At 66.3% G+C, this 15,992-nt stretch carries 15 protein-coding genes; 6 read left to right on the top strand and 9 right to left on the bottom strand.

All coding sequences use genetic code 11. From position 1 onward, the window contains the following. Positions 1-12: 12 nt before the first annotated feature. Both NUW50_RS20405 and NUW50_RS20400 read left to right on the top strand, forming a co-directional pair. On the top strand, positions 13-249 hold the full coding sequence (locus tag NUW50_RS20405) for a DUF2188 domain-containing protein (protein WP_258291033.1): 237 nt from the start codon (positions 13-15) through the stop codon (positions 247-249). 20 nt (positions 250-269) lie between these two features. After that, on the top strand, positions 270-1,217 hold the full coding sequence (locus NUW50_RS20400) for a toll/interleukin-1 receptor domain-containing protein (protein WP_258291032.1): 948 nt from the start codon (positions 270-272) through the stop codon (positions 1,215-1,217). Between the two features lie 255 nt (positions 1,218-1,472). Here the strand turns inward: NUW50_RS20400 and NUW50_RS20395 are convergent, their stop codons facing one another. Together NUW50_RS20395 and NUW50_RS20390 are read right to left on the bottom strand one after the other, a co-directional pair. Beyond that, entirely contained in the window at positions 1,473-2,249 is a 777-nt protein-coding gene (locus NUW50_RS20395; protein ID WP_258291031.1) for an FAD-dependent oxidoreductase, read from the bottom strand. A gap of 265 nt (positions 2,250-2,514) precedes the next feature. Further along, positions 2,515-3,255 (bottom strand): YebC/PmpR family DNA-binding transcriptional regulator, encoded by a 741-nt coding sequence (locus tag NUW50_RS20390; RefSeq protein ID WP_258291030.1) that lies wholly within the window; start codon positions 3,253-3,255, stop codon positions 2,515-2,517. Positions 3,256-3,372: 117 nt separating this feature from the next. Here NUW50_RS20390 and NUW50_RS20385 point away from each other — a divergent pair, with 117 nt between their 5' ends. Beyond that, complete coding sequence (locus NUW50_RS20385) at positions 3,373-5,145, top strand: SLC13 family permease (protein WP_258291029.1); 1,773 nt, start codon at positions 3,373-3,375, stop codon at positions 5,143-5,145. A 134-nt stretch (positions 5,146-5,279) separates the two neighbouring features. Here the strand turns inward: NUW50_RS20385 and NUW50_RS20380 are convergent, their stop codons facing one another. The 4 genes from NUW50_RS20380 to NUW50_RS20365 all read right to left on the bottom strand — a co-directional run bounded on the left by NUW50_RS20380 (position 5,280) and on the right by NUW50_RS20365 (position 9,353). Then, on the bottom strand, positions 5,280-6,107 hold the full coding sequence (locus NUW50_RS20380) for a sugar phosphate isomerase/epimerase family protein (protein WP_258291028.1): 828 nt from the start codon (positions 6,105-6,107) through the stop codon (positions 5,280-5,282). A 118-nt stretch (positions 6,108-6,225) separates the two neighbouring features. After that, the gene (locus tag NUW50_RS20375; protein ID WP_258291027.1) at positions 6,226-7,377 is read right to left on the bottom strand and encodes a dihydrodipicolinate synthase family protein; all 1,152 of its coding nucleotides are present in this window, start codon (positions 7,375-7,377) and stop codon (positions 6,226-6,228) included. Between the two features lie 2 nt (positions 7,378-7,379). Then, entirely contained in the window at positions 7,380-8,531 is a 1,152-nt protein-coding gene (locus NUW50_RS20370; RefSeq protein ID WP_258291026.1) for a Gfo/Idh/MocA family protein, read from the bottom strand. Positions 8,532-8,636: 105 nt separating this feature from the next. Continuing rightward, positions 8,637-9,353, bottom strand: coding sequence for a TetR/AcrR family transcriptional regulator (locus NUW50_RS20365; protein ID WP_258291025.1), 717 nt, complete (start codon positions 9,351-9,353; stop codon positions 8,637-8,639). A gap of 244 nt (positions 9,354-9,597) precedes the next feature. On the opposite strand from NUW50_RS20365, the gene NUW50_RS20360 reads away from it, so the two are divergent. The 3 genes from NUW50_RS20360 (at position 9,598) to NUW50_RS20350 (ending at position 12,611) form a co-directional block, all read left to right on the top strand. Beyond that, entirely contained in the window at positions 9,598-10,233 is a 636-nt protein-coding gene (locus NUW50_RS20360) for a 50S ribosomal protein L25/general stress protein Ctc (protein ID WP_258291024.1), read from the top strand. A 449-nt stretch (positions 10,234-10,682) separates the two neighbouring features. Next, positions 10,683-11,015 carry a DUF6280 family protein gene (locus NUW50_RS20355; RefSeq protein ID WP_258291023.1) on the top strand — a complete coding sequence of 111 codons (333 nt, stop codon included), beginning with the start codon at positions 10,683-10,685 and terminating at the stop codon, positions 11,013-11,015. A gap of 132 nt (positions 11,016-11,147) precedes the next feature. Beyond that, complete coding sequence (locus NUW50_RS20350) at positions 11,148-12,611, top strand: cobyric acid synthase (protein ID WP_258291022.1); 1,464 nt, start codon at positions 11,148-11,150, stop codon at positions 12,609-12,611. A gap of 8 nt (positions 12,612-12,619) precedes the next feature. Here NUW50_RS20350 and NUW50_RS20345 read toward each other — a convergent pair whose 3' ends face one another. The 3 genes from NUW50_RS20345 to NUW50_RS20335 all read right to left on the bottom strand — a co-directional run bounded on the left by NUW50_RS20345 (position 12,620) and on the right by NUW50_RS20335 (position 15,984). Then, entirely contained in the window at positions 12,620-13,858 is a 1,239-nt protein-coding gene (locus tag NUW50_RS20345) for a hypothetical protein (protein WP_258291021.1), read from the bottom strand. Positions 13,859-13,948: 90 nt separating this feature from the next. Further along, positions 13,949-15,334, bottom strand: coding sequence for a TolC family outer membrane protein (locus tag NUW50_RS20340; protein ID WP_258291020.1), 1,386 nt, complete (start codon positions 15,332-15,334; stop codon positions 13,949-13,951). Next, positions 15,331-15,984 carry a protein-L-isoaspartate O-methyltransferase family protein gene (locus NUW50_RS20335; RefSeq protein ID WP_258291019.1) on the bottom strand — a complete coding sequence of 218 codons (654 nt, stop codon included), beginning with the start codon at positions 15,982-15,984 and terminating at the stop codon, positions 15,331-15,333. The genes NUW50_RS20340 and NUW50_RS20335 overlap by 4 nt, the downstream gene beginning before the upstream one ends. Between the last annotated feature and the right edge of the window lie 8 nt (positions 15,985-15,992).

Genomic DNA, 15,992 nt, shown 5'->3' with positions numbered 1-15,992 from the left:
AAGGAGACTGCAATGACAGACAGGTACGTAACGAAGCATCCGAAAGGATGGGCGGTTAAGGCGCCCGGCGCCGACAGGGCAAGTAGCGTTCATGGAACGCAGCGCGAAGCGGAGGCTGCCGCGAAGCGCACGGTGTCAAACCAAGGCGGCGGAGAAGTTCGCATTCAAGGACGTGACGGAAAGTGGCGCGACTCGGACACGGTTGCGCCTGGCCGCGATCCGTTCCCGCCGCGTGACAAGAAGCATTGAGTGGTGCGGGAATGGTTGGAATGAGGGCCTTTATTTCCTACTCGCACAAGGACGGCGCGGCCTTAGAGAGACTTCACACGCATTTGGCAACGTTGCGCCGTGATGGCCTGCTCGAAGCTTGGTTCGACCGCGAGATTCTTGGCGGCAGCGAGATTGACGCCGAGATTGCCGCCGAGTTGGAGACCTGCGAGCTGTTCCTGCTTCTCGTAAGTCCGGACTTTCTCGCTTCCGACTACTGCGTCGAACGTGAAATGCAACGGGCTTTGGAGCGGCACGAGGCCAACGAAGCCAGAGTGGTACCGATTATCATCGAGCCCTGCGACTGGACTTCTTCGCCTTTGAGGAGGCTCAAGGCACTGCCGCATGATGGCAAGCCTGTTAGCGAGTGGACAAATGCCAACAACGCCTACCTAGACATCGTGAAAGCGCTGCGGCGGATCGTGCAAACTCGGGATGCCGAGCCGGCAGAAGAAATCAATGCTACCGTCGCGTCGCAGCCGACTGCCGCAACCAGCGAACGGCGCTATCGTGTAAAGCGCGATTTTGATCAAATAGACCGTAGCGAGTATCGTGAGTCCGCTTTCGCGACCATCCGAGATTATTTTCAGCGCGCGACCGCCGAGATTGACTCCATCGAGGACTTACGCGGGCGCTTCGCGTCCCGTTCCCCGACGACTTTTGGATGCACGATTGTAAACCGTGTCAGGGATCGGGGGACCGCACACATCACTGTTCACTGTGCCAACGGTTACGGTGGCTTCGGCGACATCTATTACTCGTTCTCCGAAAATGCAGGTGAAAACACTGCCCAAGGTGGATTCTCAGTCGAGGCCGATGAGTACGAGCAGTTCCTCAGCGGTGGAACGCTGATGGGCTTCGGTCAGGAGCGCCAGCGCTTGAGCCCGGAGTCCGCTGCCGAGTCCCTCTGGGCGGAATTTCTAGACCAGGCGGGGGTGACTTATGACTGAGACCGTTCGTTTTCGTTGTAAGAATTGCGGCCACCGCTTCGAGAACGAGGTACTGGACGCAGAGGAGCAGCGCGAAGCCCGGCGATTGGACAGGCCGACCTCCCCAGTGCACTGCCCCGAATGTCACCGCACCGATATTCGACGGGGTTGGGAATGAGTGGTGTCGTGAACACTGGGCTACACCACATAGGCCGCGAACGGGGCATTAAAGTCTAAGGCGCCCTACCGCAACTCACCTTCATTTTCGGTGGGACTTCAAACTAAGAAAATACAATTAACTATAGGACAAAAATCTGTCCCACTGCCAGGTAAGTTATTGAAATACCATTGATCTGTGATGCCGCCCTTGGGCACCACCTGGGCGCATTGCCAGTAGTCGCCCCGGTTGAGCAGCACCGCGATCCGCCCGGCCCGCATCCGTCCGAAAGAGCCGTCCGGATCGTCCGGCTTCATCGACAGCCGGAACCACAACACGTCGATCGGGGTGCCGAAACACCGGCTCTCCAGCCCCGCCGCCTCACGCAGCACGGAATGCCGCCCATCGGCGGCCACGCTCAGCTCGGCACGGATCTCCAGCGGCCCCTTCGGCCCCTCGGCGCGGATACCGACCACCCGTTCGCCGTCCATCAGCAGGCCCCGCGCCTCGGTCCGCATCCGCAGGTGGAAGTTCGGCAGCGCCTGCGCCCGGTCTGCAATGAAATCGAGAAAATCCCATTGCGGCATCATCGCCACATAGGGTGCGGCCACGTCGAGGGTCGAGAAATCCGCCACCGGCACCACCTGACCGTCGAAGTCGAAGGTCATCCGGTCGAACTTGCTATGCGGCAGCTTCAGGAATTCCGTCAGCAGGCCGAGCTGCGCCATCAGCTCCATCGTCGAGGGGTGGATCGTGTCGCCGCGAAAGTCGCGCAGGAAATCGGCGTGCTTTTCCAGCACCGTGACCTCGACACCGGCCCGGGCCAGCAGATAGCCCAGCATCAGCCCGGCGGGGCCGCCGCCCGAGATGCAACACCCCATGCTTCGCGTCTTCATCCTGCGGCCTCCCCGGGGCAGTCTGGCGGCTTGCGCCGCAAATGCAAGAACCGCGCCCTGTCCCCGGGCGGAACCCTGCTCCCGCCTGCCCGGCCGGGGAGTGTCTCGGAGGTAGGGTGCGTGCTCGCACGCACCACCCGATGCCGCCGCGTCCCGTCACGACCCCGGTCACATTCCATTAACCAGGATGGCCGTCCGCAGGGCTTTTATAACGATTCCAGCAACTTGACCCCCCGTCCCCATGGGGACAGGCAGATTTCAGGGCTCAGAGCTGCTCGGCCACATCCTCGGGGATGTCGAAATTCCCGGTCACGTTCTGCACGTCGTCGTCGTCTTCCAGGGCCTCGATCAGCTTCGAGATCTTCTGCGCGCCCTCAAGGTCCAGCATGGTGATCGTCTGCGGCTTCCAGACCAGCTTGGTCGACTCGCTCTCGCCCAGCACCGCCTCCAGCGCCGTGGAGACCTCGTTCAGGTCGGTATCGGCACAATAGATCCAGTGCCCCTCTTCGTCGCTCTCGACATCCTCGGCACCGGCTTCGATCGCCGCCATCATCACCGTCTCGGCGTCACCGACCGAAGCCGGATAGCTGACCTCGCCCTTGCGGTCGAACATGAAGCTGACCGATCCGGTCTCGCCCAGGTTCCCGCCGTGCTTGCTGAAGATCGAGCGCACGTTCGACGCGGTCCGGTTGCGGTTGTCGGTCATCGCCTCGACGATGATCGCGATGCCGTTCGGGCCGTAACCCTCGTAGCGGATTTCCTCGTAATCCTCGGCATCGCCCCCGGTCGCCTTCTTGATCGCCCGCTCGATATTGTCCTTGGGCATCGAGTTGGCGCGGGCTTCCTTGACCGCAAGACGCAGGCGCGGGTTCTTGTCGGGGTCGGGATCGCCCATCTTGGCGGCGACGGTGATCTCTTTCGAGAATTTCGAGAACTGTTTCGAGCGCACTGCATCCTGCCGGCCCTTGCGGTGCTGGATGTTGGCCCATTTGGAATGGCCTGCCATTGTGGTCTCCGGCTTGATGAGGTTCGCGCCGGTGCATAGCGCGAAGGCCAAGGGGGCTGCAAGCCCGCGCTCTCAAAGCGCGCGTGACCTTGGCCGCAGCCGTGCTAGAACCCTGCAATGGACCGCGATCAAATCATTCTCTTCTCGCTGTTTGCCCTGGTCTTTGCCGGCCTGCTCTGGGGCCGCTGGCGCTATGACCTCGTCGCCTTCACCGCGCTGGTCGCGGGAGTGCTGCTGGGTGTGGTGCCCGAGCATGACGCCTTTGCCGGTTTCGGCCATCCCGCGGTGATGATCGTGGCGCTGGTGCTGCTGGTCTCGGCCGGGCTGGTGCGCTCGGGCGCGGTGCTGCTGATCACCCGGACCCTGATCGACACCGGCCGCTCGGTCGGGGCCCATATCGCGGTGATGGGCACCGTCGGCGGCGTGCTCTCGGCCTTCATGAACAATGTCGCGGCGCTGGCGCTGCTGATGCCGGTCGATGTCGCCACCGCCAAGAAGGCCGGGCGCCATCCCGGGCTGACGCTGATGCCGCTGTCCTTCGCCACCATCCTGGGCGGCATGGCAACGCTGATCGGCACCCCGCCGAACATCATCATCGCCCAGATGCGCGGCACGCTGGTGGGCGAACCCTACCAGATGTTCGACTTCGCCCCGGTCGGGATCACCGTGGCGCTGATCGGGCTGGTCTTCGTGGCGCTGATCGGCTGGCGGCTGATCCCGTCGCCGGGCAGCGGCGCCGGCCAGGGCGGAGATCTCTCGATCTATCTGGCCGAACTGATCGTGCCGGAAGGCGCCGATGTGGTCGGCCAGCGGCTGGCCGAACTCGAGGACGAGGCCGAGAAGGCCGATGTCGCGCTGCTGGGCATCGCGCGCGGCGGCAAGCGGCTGCGCGGCATCCAGCGGAACACGGTGCTTCAGGCCGGGGATGCGCTGGTCGTCGAGGCCGGGCCGGAAGCGCTGGAGGAGTTCCGCGCCATGCTGAAGCTGAAGCTGGCCGAGGAGGATCGCGAGGCAAAGCTCAAGGCCGAGGCGCCGGGGCTCAACATGGTCGAGCTGGTGGTGCCGGAGGGCGCCCGGATCGTCGGCAAGTCGGCGCAGGCCATGGGGCTGTTCTGGCGCCAACGCTCGGTCCTGCTGGGGATATCGCGTCAGGGAAAGCGGCTGACGACGCGCGTCCGGCAGACCCCGATCGCAGCGGGGGATATCCTGCTGATGCTGGTGCCCGAGGAATCCGCCAGCGACGTGGCCGACTGGATCGGCGCCCTGACCCTGGCCGACCGCGGCCTGGCGGTGACCCAGGACAGCAAGACCTGGAGCGCCATCGGCCTGTTCGCGGCGGCGGTCCTGCTGGCCTCGCTGGGGCTGGTCTATCTGCCGGTGGCCCTGGGCGCGGTGGTGGTCGGCTTCGTGCTGCTGGGCATCCTGCCGCTGGGCGAACTCTACGACAACATCAGCTGGCCGGTGATCGTGCTGCTGGGCTCGATGATCCCGCTGGGCAGCGCGCTGGAGACCTCGGGCGGCACCCAGCTGATCGCCGACGGTCTGCTGTGGCTGTCGGGCAGCCTGCCGTCCTGGGCGGTGCTGACACTGTTGATGATGGTCACGATGTCGCTGTCGGACGTGCTGAACAACACCGCCACGGCGATCGTCGCAGCGCCGGTGGCAGTGGCCATGGCGCACGGGCTGGAGGCCTCTCCCGACCCGTTCCTGATGGCGGTGGCGGTGGCGTCCTCCTGCGCCTTCCTGACCCCGATCGGGCACAAGAACAACATGCTGATCCTCGGGCCCGGCGGCTACAAGTTCGGCGACTACTGGCGGATGGGCCTGCCGCTGGAGATCATCGTGGTCGCCAGCGGAGTGCCGGCGATCCTGTTCTTCTGGCCGCTGTAGGTCCGGGCCTGCGGCGGAGCGGTGCGTGCAAGCACGCACCCTACGAGGCGGCTCGCGGCGGGGGCGGCAGCTTTATCCCGAACGGGTAGGGTGCGTGCTCGCACGCACCATGGGCCTGCGGTCCTCCCCGCCGTTCAACAATGCTCCAGACAGCGCGCCGCGACGGTGGCCAGGACCTCGTCGGCATCGCGGGCCCACCAGTCCCGGGCCGAGAAGATCTCGACCTCGACCAGCCCCTCGAACCCCTGCGCCTCGACCATCCCGCGGAAGCCCTTCAGATCGACCACCCCGTCGCCCATCATGCCGCGATCGGTCAGCAGGTCGCGGGTCGGCACCAGCCAGTCGCAGACATGGAAGGCCAGCAATCTTTCCCGGCCCGCCCGGGCGATCTGGGCCGCCAGTTCCGGGTCCCACCAGACGTGATAGGCGTCCAGCGCCAGGCCGATGCCCTCGCCCAGAGCATCGCAGAGGTCGAGCGCCTGGGCCGTGGTGTTCACGCAGGCGCGGTCGGCGGCATACATCGGATGCAGCGGCTCGATGGCGATCGGCACTCCGGCGCCGCGGGCATGTTCGAGCGTCCGCGCCAGCCCCTCGGCGACGATGGCGCGGGCGGCGGGCAGGTCTTTGGAGCCTTCGGACAGCCCGCCGACCACCATGACCAGGCAGGCGGCGCCAAGCTCGGCGGCCTCGTCCACGGCACGGCGGTTGTCATCCATCACCGCCTGGGTCAGCGCCCCCTCGGCCGTGTACCAGCCGCCGCGGCAGAGGCCCGAGACCGCCAGCCCGGCATCGCGGATCGCCCGGGCGGCGGCGGTGGTGCCCATCTCGGCCAGCACGTCGCGCCAGGGAGAGATGCCGCCGAAACCGTGCCGCGCGGCGCCCTCGATACATTCGGCAAGACCCCATTGCGCCTTCACCGTCGCGGTGTTGAGCGAGATTCGGTCGGCTGTGACGGGTTTCATCGGCGGGCTCTCCTGGCAGCGGCGGAACGGGGCGGGACCGGGCGAAGGGGGCGCTGCCCCCTCGGCCTGCGGCCTCACCCCCGGGATATTTCGAAGATGAAGCCGGCCGGGGCCGGCATCAGGCGACCCCCCGGGCGGCCATGACGGCGCGAATCCGGGGCGCGGTCAACTCGGGGTCGGGGAACAGACCGGCGGCATCGGCGAGGCGGATGATCTCGGCCAGATGCAGGGTCGAGCGGGCGCTTTCCTGGCCCCCGATCATGGTGAAATGCGACTGGTGGCCGGTGAGATAGGCGAGGAAGACCACGCCGGTCTTGTAGAACCGCGTCGGCGCCTTGAAGACATGCCGCGACAGCGGCACGGTCGGATCGAATGCCTCGGCATAGCCCTGCATGTCCCCGGCGCCGAGGGCCGAGAGTGCGCGCGCGGCGGCGCCGGCGATCGGATCGAAGATCCCCAGCAGCGCGTCGGAATGGCCCTGCTCGTCCCCGGCGATCAGCGCCGGATAGTTGAAATCGTCGCCGGTATACATCCGGACGCCCTTCGGCAGGCGGCGGCGCATCGCGATTTCCTTTTCCGCCGAAAGCAGCGAGATCTTGATCCCGTCTACCTTGTCGGCATTGGCGCCGATCACCTGCAGGCAGGTCTCCATCGCCGCCATGTGGTCGGCATTGCCCCAATAGCCTTCCAGCGCCGGGTCGAACATCTCGCCCAGCCAGTGCAGGATCGCCGGTTGCCGGAGCTGCGAGAGAACCCGGCCGTAGACCGTGGCATAGTCCTCGGGGCCGCGGGCCGCCCGGACCAGCGCCCGCGAGGCCATCAGGATCACCCGACCGCCGGTCGCCTCGACCGCCGCGCATTGCTCTTCATAGGCCTCGATCACCTGCGCCAGCGTGACATCGGCGCCCGGCGCCAGATGGTCGGTGCCGGCGCCGCAGGCAATGAGATGCCCGTCGGCCCTGGCCTCGGCGACCGAACGTCGGATCAGTTCCAGCGAGGTCGGCCAGTCCAGCCCCATGCCGCGCTGCGCGGTGTCCATCGCCTCGGCGACGCCGAATCCGAGCGACCAGAGATGGCGGCGGAAGGCCATGGTCGCCTCCCAGTCCACCGCGCCGCCCAGCCAGGGATCGACATCGGCGAAGGGGTCGGCCACGACATGCGCCGCGGCATAGGCGGTCCGGGTCCAGCCGCCGGTCTGTTCCGGCCGGGGACCGGCGTGCAGGGTGAAGGGCGCGATCCGGCCCGAGGCGTCGGGAAGCAGCACCTGCATGGTCACAGCCCCAGGTCCGGGAGGTCGATCCAGCGGCGCTCGCGCGCGCTCTGGTATCCGGCCTCGGCCAGCTGCACGCCCTTGGCGCCTTCGGCCAGGGTATAGGTAAAGGGGGCATCCTCGGCGACATGGCGCAGGAAGGCCTCCCACTGGACCTTGAAGCCATTGTCGAAATGCTGGTTGTCGGGCACCTCTTCCCAGCCCTCGAAGAAGTCCAGCGTCTGCGGCATATCGGGATTCCAGACCGGTTTCGGGGTGTTCACCCGGTGCTGCGAGAAGCATTTGTGCAGCCCCGCCACGGCCGAGCCATGGGTGCCGTCGATCTGGAAGGTCACGAGATCGTCGCGACGCACCCGGGTGCACCAGCTCGAGTTGATCTGGGCGACGATATCGCCTTCGAGCAGGAAGGTCGCATAGGCGGCGTCGTCGGCGTCGGCCCTGTATTCCGTTCCGGTCTCGTCCCATCGGGTCGGAATATGGGTGGCGGTGGTGCAGGAGACCGACCTGACCGGCGCGATGACGTTGTCCAGCACATAGCGCCAGTGGCACAGCATGTCGGCGACGATGCCGCCGCCGTCCTTGGCCCGGTAGTTCCAGGACGGGCGTTGCGCCGGCATCCAGTCGCCTTCGAAGACCCAGTAGCCGAAGTCGCCCTTGACCGAGAGGATGCGCCCGAAGAAGCCCGAATCGCGCAGCCGCCGCAGCTTCCGCAGCCCCGGCAGGTCGAGCTTGTCATGCACGATGCCGTGCTTGATTCCCTTGGCCTGGGCATGGCGGGCGATGGCGATCGCGTCCTCCAGGCTCTCCGAGACCGGCTTTTCCGAATAGACATGCTTGCCGGCGTCGATCGCCTTGCGCAGCAGTTCCGGGCGCAGTTTCGTCGAGGCGGCATCGAAGAACACCGTGTCCTCGGGGTTGCCGAGCGCCGCGTCGAGATCGGCCGACCAACGCCGGATGCCATGTTTCTCGGCCAGGGCCTGAACCTTGTGGGCATTGCGCCCGACGATGATCGGGTCGGGCATCAGACGGCTGCCGTCCGACAGCGTCACGCCCCCCTCGGCCATGATCGCCAGCACCGAACGGATCAGGTGCTGGTTCATTCCCATCCGGCCGGTCACACCATGCATGATGATCCCGATGCGCCGCGTGTCCATGCTGTCTCTCCTTTGCCGGGGCATTTTCCCCTGCATACACATTCTCTAATGTTCTAACCAGTTGGTTTTTTCCACCGCAACCCTGCGTCCCGCGCATTTGCGCCCTCAGCCCTCTTGGCTGTCGGGGGGCCTCAGGAAGGCAATCACCAGATCCTGCGACCGCTTCAGCAATGCCTTGCTCCAGGCCTCGGACTGGGTATCGACCTCGAAGACCACCTCGATCGTGTATTTGTTCGACAAGGGGAAGTAGAACAGCGAGGCAATCAGCAGGTAGAGTTCGGTCGGCCCGACATCGTCGCGGAACAGCCCCTGGGCCCTCCCTTCCTCCAGGATGCCTTCGACCACCTGTTTCAGCGGCGACTGCAGGTCGCGGATATCCTCGATGCCGCGCACCGTCTCGCCGCGGCGCAGGTTCTCGCCGGCCAGCAGGCGCAGGAACCAGGGCGACTTGATGTAGTGCTCATAGGTGAAGCGGACCAGTTCGCGGATCGCCTCGACCGGCTCCAGCGAGGACAGGTCCAGTTCGCGTTCACCGGCGCGGATCTGGGCATAGGCCGAGCGCAGAACGATGGCGTAGAGCGCTTCCTTGTCGCCGAAATAGCTGTAGATCAGCGATTTGTTGGCCTGGGCGCGCGCCGCGATCCGGTCGATCCGGGCGCCCGAGACCCCGTATTCCGAGAATTCGTAGGTCGCTGCCGTCAGGATCGCGGCACGGGTCGCCTCGGCATCCTTCTTGACGCGGGTGTCCAGCAACAGCGAGTCGTCATCCCCCCGGGCGGTGACAAAATCATAGTTGATCAACTCGTTGGTCCGTTTGGTCACGCAGCGCCTCCCTGTTGCCGCCCCCGCCCGGCCGCCGGAATGCGACCGGCACCGTACGGCAAGTATACAAAAGCACGATTGCGCGCAGAATGGTAGATTGCGGCATCCTGGTCCACCGGCCGCGCTCCCTGCCCGCCTGCGCCGATATTCTGCTTCCCTGCGGCGCGGTTCTGCACTATAGGGCAGCGCTCATGCGGCGCCTGCACCCTTGGAGGAGGGCCGCGATTTTAGATGGAGAAGACCCATGGCTGGAAAGATCCCTGATCTGATCGCCACGGTACGGACGGGGACAGGCAAGGGGGCCGCCCGTCAAGCTCGCCGCAACGGCGCCGTACCTGGTATCGTTTATGGCGGCGGCATCGACCCGCTGCCGATCAACATAGACTACAACCTGCTTCTGAAGCGGCTTCGGGCCGGGCGTTTCCTTTCGACGCTCTGGAACCTCAAGGTCGAAGGTCACGACGATGTCCGCGTAATCTGCCGCAGCGTGCAGAAGGACGTGGTCAAGGACCTGCCGACGCATATCGACCTGATGCGGCTGCATCAGAACTCGCGAATCAAGCTGTACATCCACGTGAACTTCGAAGGTCACGAAGAGGCGCCGGGCCTGAAGAAGGGCGGCACGCTGGTCGTCGTGCGCCCGGAAGTCGAGCTGGAAGTGCTGGCCTCGGAGATCCCGGATCACATCACCGTGGACCTGACCGGCCGCGAAGTCGGCGACGTGATCCATATCGGCGACGTCACCCTGCCGAAGGGCGTGGTTCCGACGATCAAGCGCAACTTCGTCATCGCCAACATCGCGGCGCCGTCTGGCCTGCGTTCGTCGGAAGGCGAGGACGAGGCGGAAGAAGTCGAAGAGACGGAAGCCGAAGAAGAATAGGCCCCCGGGGCCGGCCGCCCTTTGGCGGCTTCAGGATTGCGGCGGGGCCCTTCGGGGCCCCGTTTGCATTCGGGCCGGAATCCGGCCCCGCCGATGCGTCATTAGGGACTCGTTAACCCGCACCTGCTTGGGTGACTTGACCTGTGGCGAAGCCGCACCATGTTGTGTCGAGGGTTGCCGGAAGGCGGGACTCGACTTCCCCAAGGGAAGGCCGTTAGCGGTAAACGCTGCTCTGCGGCATTCGTTCGGCAAAAGCTTGACGGATTCATGGCAGGGTCTATATATGCGCGAATACTCGCCCATTGCGCACCAATATTGGTAGCTTTGACGGGCCAGCCATGCACTGATGACATGCCTGCCATTCCGAAAGGGTAATGCCGAATCGGCCGAAATGGTCCATAAGGGGCGGCACGTCTGAAAAATGCAAGAGCAAGAACAAGGAAGACGAGATGAGAGATTTCGTTGACGGAACGGCTTTCAACAACGAGCAGGGCCAGCGGGCGCGCAAACTCTTTGCCGCGGTGGTTCTGGCGGCGTTGGATGATGCCATTGCCGACGACAAGAAGTACGGCAACGGCCCCGACCAGATCGCCCGTTGGGCGCGTTCGCGCGATGGCCGTGAAGTCCTGTCCTGCGCCGGGATCGACCCGAACGAGCGGGTTGTCGCCGGCCTGATGGAATTCGTGTCGAAGGGTGTCCGCACCTCTGTCGCGCTGTCGCGCGAGGAGAGCGAGCGTCGGCACGCCGCCGAAGCCGCGGCCGAGGCTGCCGAAGCGGCCTGACACGCGACATCCGACGATCTGAAAAAGGCGCGCCCTGACCGGGCGCGCTTTTCGTTTGGGCATATTTCCTTTGCGCCCTCCCGCAACAGCGGGCAAGACCGGGCGGGAACGACAGGCTGGGGACCGCGGGCAATGGCCAAGGCGATCATGATTCAGGGGGCCGGCTCGAATGTCGGCAAATCGCTGATCGTGGCCGGGCTGGCACGGGCCTTCACCCGTCAAGGGCTGCGGGTGGCGCCGTTCAAGCCGCAGAACATGTCCAACAACGCGGCGGTGACCGAGGACGGCGGCGAGATCGGCCGGGCCCAGGCGCTTCAGGCGCGGGCAGCGGGCCGGGCGCCGGTGATCGACATGAATCCGGTGCTGCTGAAGCCCGAATCGGAAACCGGGGCCCAGGTCATCGTGCAGGGCCGACGCTGGGCCACGCTGCGCGCCGCCGACTATGGCGCCCGCAAGCCCGAGCTGATGACCCCGGTGCTGGACAGTTTCCACCGCCTGGCCGCCGGCGCCGACCTCGTGCTGGTCGAGGGCGCCGGCTCTCCGGCCGAGATCAACCTGCGTGCCGGCGACATCGCCAACATGGGCTTCGCCCGCGCCGCGGCCGTGCCGGTGATCCTGCTGGGCGACATCGACCGCGGCGGGGTGATCGCGCAGCTGGTCGGCACCCGCGCGGTGCTGGACCCGGAGGACGCCGCGATGATCCGCGGCTTCGCGGTGAACAAGTTTCGCGGCGACCCGCGCTTGTTCGACGGCGGGCTGGCCGAAATCGTGCAGCGCACCGGCTGGCCCTCGCTCGGGGTGATCCCCTGGTTCGACGCGGCGCGACGGCTACCCGCCGAAGACGTGCTCGACCTGCGCGGACAGGCGGGCGGTGCCCTGAAGATCGCGGTGCCGCAGTTCCCCCGGATCGCCAATTTCGACGATATAGACCCGCTGATGGCCGAACCCGGCGTCACGGTCGAGATCGTGCCGCCGGGCCGTCCCCTGCCCGGCGATGCCGCGCTTGTGCTGCTGCCCGGCTCCAAGTCCACCACGGCCGATCTGGCGGCCTTCCGGGCCGAGGGCTGGGATGTGGACCTGACCGCGCATTGCCGGCGCGGCGGCCATGTTCTGGGGCTCTGCGGCGGCTATCAGATGCTGGGCCGCTGGATCGACGACCCCGAGGGCGTCGAAGGCCCGCCGGGCCGGGTGCCGGGGCTGGGGCTGCTGGACATCGAGACCGTGATGGTCCCCGACAAGCGGCTGACACCGGCCCAGGGCCTGTATCTGCCGACCGGTGCGCCGATCCGGGGCTACGAGATACATATCGGCCGCAGCGAGGGGCCGGATCGCGCGCGGGGCTGGATCGGCACCGCCGGAGAGACAGAGGGGGCCGCCTCTGCCGACGGGCGCGTCATGGGCTGCTACTGGCACGGTCTGTTCGCCAGCGACGACTTCCGGGCCGCGTTCCTGGCCCGGCTGGGCGGCACCGCTTCGGGACTGGACTACGAGGCCGGGGTCGAGACGACGCTGGACGCACTGGCCGCGCATCTCTCGACACATCTGGACCTGGACCGGATCGCCGCGCTGGCCGCCGAGGTCACGGACCGGCGCTGAGCCGCGCGTCAGTCGTCTTCTTCAAGGGTCTGCAGCGCCAGGGCACGGTGAATCTCGCGCCGGATCAGGCGGCGGACATTGCGGGTGATGCGTTCGCCCAATTCGCCGCGCAGTTCCTGCCGCACCAGTTCGGCGACGATGTCGCGCAGCGAGTCCTCGTCGATCAGCGCCTCTTCGACCAGTCTTTCGCCGTCGTCCCGCGGCGCGTCCGCATCGGCCGGGGCCTCGGCCTCGTTCTCCGCAGCCGCTTCCTGCTCGGCGACCGCCTCGGGCAGGTCACTGACCGGCGGTTCGGCGCGCACGTCCCAGGCCTCGGCCGCAGCCGTTCCGACCGCCGGGCGCAGGACCGATTGCGGAATATGCGGATCCTGATCCTCGGAGCCGTCCGGTTCGAATTCCTCGTCCGACTGGCCGATCGCCGCTTCCAGATCGGCGATCCGGTCTTCCAGCGAGATTTCCTCACGCTGGGAAAAGAAGGCTTCGGCCTCGGCTTCCACCTCGTCGAACGCCACCTCTATCTCTTCATCGGCATCGGCCTGGACGCTGTCGGCCGGTTCGGCCGCCTGGTCCGGAACCGCCGCCGCTTCGGCGCCCTCGGCCTCGGTCACTTCTGCCTCGGCCAGCGCGGCCTCGGTCGGCCCGGCCTCGGGCACATCGGTTTCGGCCAGTTCGGCGTCAGTCGGCTCGGCCCCGGCCACATCGGTCTGGCTCAGCCCGGCTTCGACCGCTTCGGCCTCCTGGGGCTCTTCCATTCCGGTCGGGGCGTCAGCCGTCTCGACGAAGGCGATCTCATCGACGATTTCCTCGGTGATGATCTCTTCGCGCACCTGGGCCAACACGCTCTCGTCGGACCAGTTATCGAGATCCTGCCCGGCCTGCCCCTCCAGAAACTCTTCCGGCGCCTCGAATTCATCCTCGAACGCTTCGGCGTCGGCCGACAGGCTGTCCAGCGGTTCGTCGTCCGGTGCCTGTGCTCCGGCCTCCGACACGGCATGGTCTTCCGCGACAGGCTCCGGTGCGGCGGCAACCTCCGATTCGGCCCCGGGCTCGGCGGCTTCCGGTTCGGCGGGCTTCACGGGTCTGACGGGTTTGACGGGCTCTACCGGGTCGGCGATGCGCAACGCCGGTGTCAGCATCAGCGGCGTCGGTTTGGCCTTGGCACGGGCTTCCGAACTGTCTTCCGAAACAAGCCTGCGGATCGAGGACAGCACATCCTCGATCTCGATATTCGTCATCGGTTCAGACATTCACGTCCGGCTCCCTGCACGTCACCTCGGAAATATGGTAGTCGATCCGCCCTGTTCACACAACTGAATGTGGCCCTGTCAGGCGACAGCCTAGTTCTTGCCGATGCTTTTCAGCACCCTGTCCAGCTTCTGACCCTGCGGGCTGACCTTGCGCACCGGGGCGGTCTTGACGGCGTTGTAGTAGCCTTCAGGATCGTAGGTCACGATGCCGAGCTTGAGGTGATCGACCGTCAACAGGCCCATTTCCCGCAGCAGGGCATAGGTGGCGGTGTAATAGGTCGAGTAGGCCGAAATCCGGCTGGCCTTGGCGTCGAGCAGTTCCTGTTCGGCATTCAGCACGTCCAGCGTGGTGCGTGCGCCCAGGGTGGCTTCCTCGCGGACCCCGCGATAGGCAACGGTCGAGGCGCGGATTTGCCGGTCGCTCGCCTCGAGCTGGGCCGCCGCGACGGCGACCTGCGACCAGGCGATGCCGACGTTCTGTTCGACCAGCACGCTTTGCTGCAACAGCCCCGACCGCGCCGCATCGCGTTGGGCGATGGCCTTGCGATAGGCGGCCGAGAGCTTGCCGCCCTGATAGATCGGACCCGAGAGCGTCAGATTCAGCGACGATGACGTGGTGCCCCCGTCGATCAGGCTGGTGCTGGCACCGGCGGTGAGCGCCGGCTTCATCGCCGCCTTGGCGATCTCGATCGACAGTTCGTTGATCGTGACCTCGCGCTGTGCCTGCAGGATCGACGGATGCATGCGCATGGCGATGCTGCGGGCGGCTTCCACCGTCTTGGCGGTCCGCGGCGCGGCGGGCGGCGGGCTGAGCTGGCCCGGATAATGGCCGATGGCGGCCTTGTAGCGTTCGCGGGCGGCGTTGTAGTCGCCCTGGGCGGCAGCCAGGTTGGCGCGCGCCAGTGCCAGCCTGGCCTCGGCCAGAGACACGTCGGTGCGCGTCACTTCACCCAGCTCGAACCGGTCCTGAGCCGCCCGCAGTTCCTGCGTGATCAGCCGGACGTTGCTCTCCCGCAGGGCGACGAATTCGGCAGCGCTGATGACGCTCATATAGGCATCGACCGCCGAGTAGAGGACGTTCTGCTCGACGCTCACCAGCGCCTCGCGAGTCGCCAGCACCGATTCCCTGGCCAGGTCCACGGCCATCTGGGACCGGCCGAAGTTGAACAGCATGATATCGGCCGAAAGCGTCAACGTGGCGGAAAAGCTGGAACTTTGGGAGCCATAGCTCCGGTTGGCCGAAGCGGCATAGCTCAACACCGGCCGCAACGAGGCGACGGCAGTGGCGACATCCTCGTCGGCGGCACGCAGCAGGGCGCGGTTCTGCTCCAGCAGATTGGAATTCTTGTAGGCCGAGATCAGCGCGTCGGTCAGGGTTTCGGCCCGCAGCGGGGCTGCGGCGGCGATCGCGACCACCGCCACGGCGGCAAAGCGGGTCAGGAAACGCGGCAGGGAACGGGATGAATGAAAGCTCATAATGCAAAACTCGGGATCAGGGCGAAACCGGGCAGAACCGGCGCGGCTGCGTTGAAGGCGTAGCGCCAGTCCAGGGTGTCGCCGGACTTGTGACCGATGCGGACCGTGCCCAGCCCGCCCCGCATGAAGATGCAGCCGATCCGGCCGCCTTCCTTCAGCTGTGCGACGAGCGCGTCGGGCAGCGCTTCGACACCGCCTTGGATCGTGATGACATCGTAGGGACCATGCTTGGCCGCGCCGGCCGCCAGCGGGCCGGTCACCACCGCGACATTGTCGGCCCCGACCGAGGTCAGCGCCGCCTCGGCCTCGGCGGCCATGCCTTCGTCTTCCTCGAGCGCCACGACAGCCTCGGCCATGCGCCCGATGACGGCGGAGGAGTAGCCAAGCCCGCACCCCACATCCAGCACCAGTTCGTCCGGCCGAATGTCCAGCGCGTCCAGCATCTTGGCCAGGGTACGCGGGTCCAGCACCACGCGATCCGCCGACAGGGGCAGGTTGGTGCCTACATAGGCGACATCGCGCTTGTTGCTGGGCACGAAGGCCTCGCGCGGTACGTCGAGCATGGCGTCGATGATGGGGAACTTGGTCACGTCCGCCGTGCGAACCTGGGTGTCCACCATGATCGTGCGGAGTTCGGAAAAGCTGGGCATGTTCTGGT

It is taken from the genome of Frigidibacter sp. ROC022, from assembly GCF_024723735.1.
In the GTDB taxonomy this organism is placed as follows: Bacteria; Pseudomonadota; Alphaproteobacteria; order Rhodobacterales; family Rhodobacteraceae; genus SLM-1.
Note: the sequence above shows the minus strand (reverse complement) of the source record. Positions and strands in the feature narration are given on the sequence as shown.

Excerpts from the sequence above, each read along its gene's own strand:
- NUW50_RS20405 (WP_258291033.1), top strand. The coding sequence starts at position 13 with ATGACAGACAGGTACGTAACGAAGCATCCGAAAGGATGGGCGGTTAAG.
- NUW50_RS20400 (WP_258291032.1), top strand. The coding sequence starts at position 270 with ATGAGGGCCTTTATTTCCTACTCGCACAAGGACGGCGCGGCCTTAGAG.
- NUW50_RS20395 (WP_258291031.1), bottom strand. The coding sequence starts at position 2,249 with ATGAAGACGCGAAGCATGGGGTGTTGCATCTCGGGCGGCGGCCCCGCC.
- NUW50_RS20390 (WP_258291030.1), bottom strand. The coding sequence starts at position 3,255 with ATGGCAGGCCATTCCAAATGGGCCAACATCCAGCACCGCAAGGGCCGG.
- NUW50_RS20385 (WP_258291029.1), top strand. The coding sequence starts at position 3,373 with ATGGACCGCGATCAAATCATTCTCTTCTCGCTGTTTGCCCTGGTCTTT.
- NUW50_RS20380 (WP_258291028.1), bottom strand. The coding sequence starts at position 6,107 with ATGAAACCCGTCACAGCCGACCGAATCTCGCTCAACACCGCGACGGTG.
- NUW50_RS20375 (WP_258291027.1), bottom strand. The coding sequence starts at position 7,377 with ATGCAGGTGCTGCTTCCCGACGCCTCGGGCCGGATCGCGCCCTTCACC.
- NUW50_RS20370 (WP_258291026.1), bottom strand. The coding sequence starts at position 8,531 with ATGGACACGCGGCGCATCGGGATCATCATGCATGGTGTGACCGGCCGG.
- NUW50_RS20360 (WP_258291024.1), top strand. The coding sequence starts at position 9,598 with ATGGCTGGAAAGATCCCTGATCTGATCGCCACGGTACGGACGGGGACA.
- NUW50_RS20355 (WP_258291023.1), top strand. The coding sequence starts at position 10,683 with ATGAGAGATTTCGTTGACGGAACGGCTTTCAACAACGAGCAGGGCCAG.
- NUW50_RS20350 (WP_258291022.1), top strand. The coding sequence starts at position 11,148 with ATGGCCAAGGCGATCATGATTCAGGGGGCCGGCTCGAATGTCGGCAAA.
- NUW50_RS20345 (WP_258291021.1), bottom strand. The coding sequence starts at position 13,858 with ATGTCTGAACCGATGACGAATATCGAGATCGAGGATGTGCTGTCCTCG.
- NUW50_RS20340 (WP_258291020.1), bottom strand. The coding sequence starts at position 15,334 with ATGAGCTTTCATTCATCCCGTTCCCTGCCGCGTTTCCTGACCCGCTTT.
- NUW50_RS20335 (WP_258291019.1), bottom strand. The coding sequence starts at position 15,984 with ATGCCCAGCTTTTCCGAACTCCGCACGATCATGGTGGACACCCAGGTT.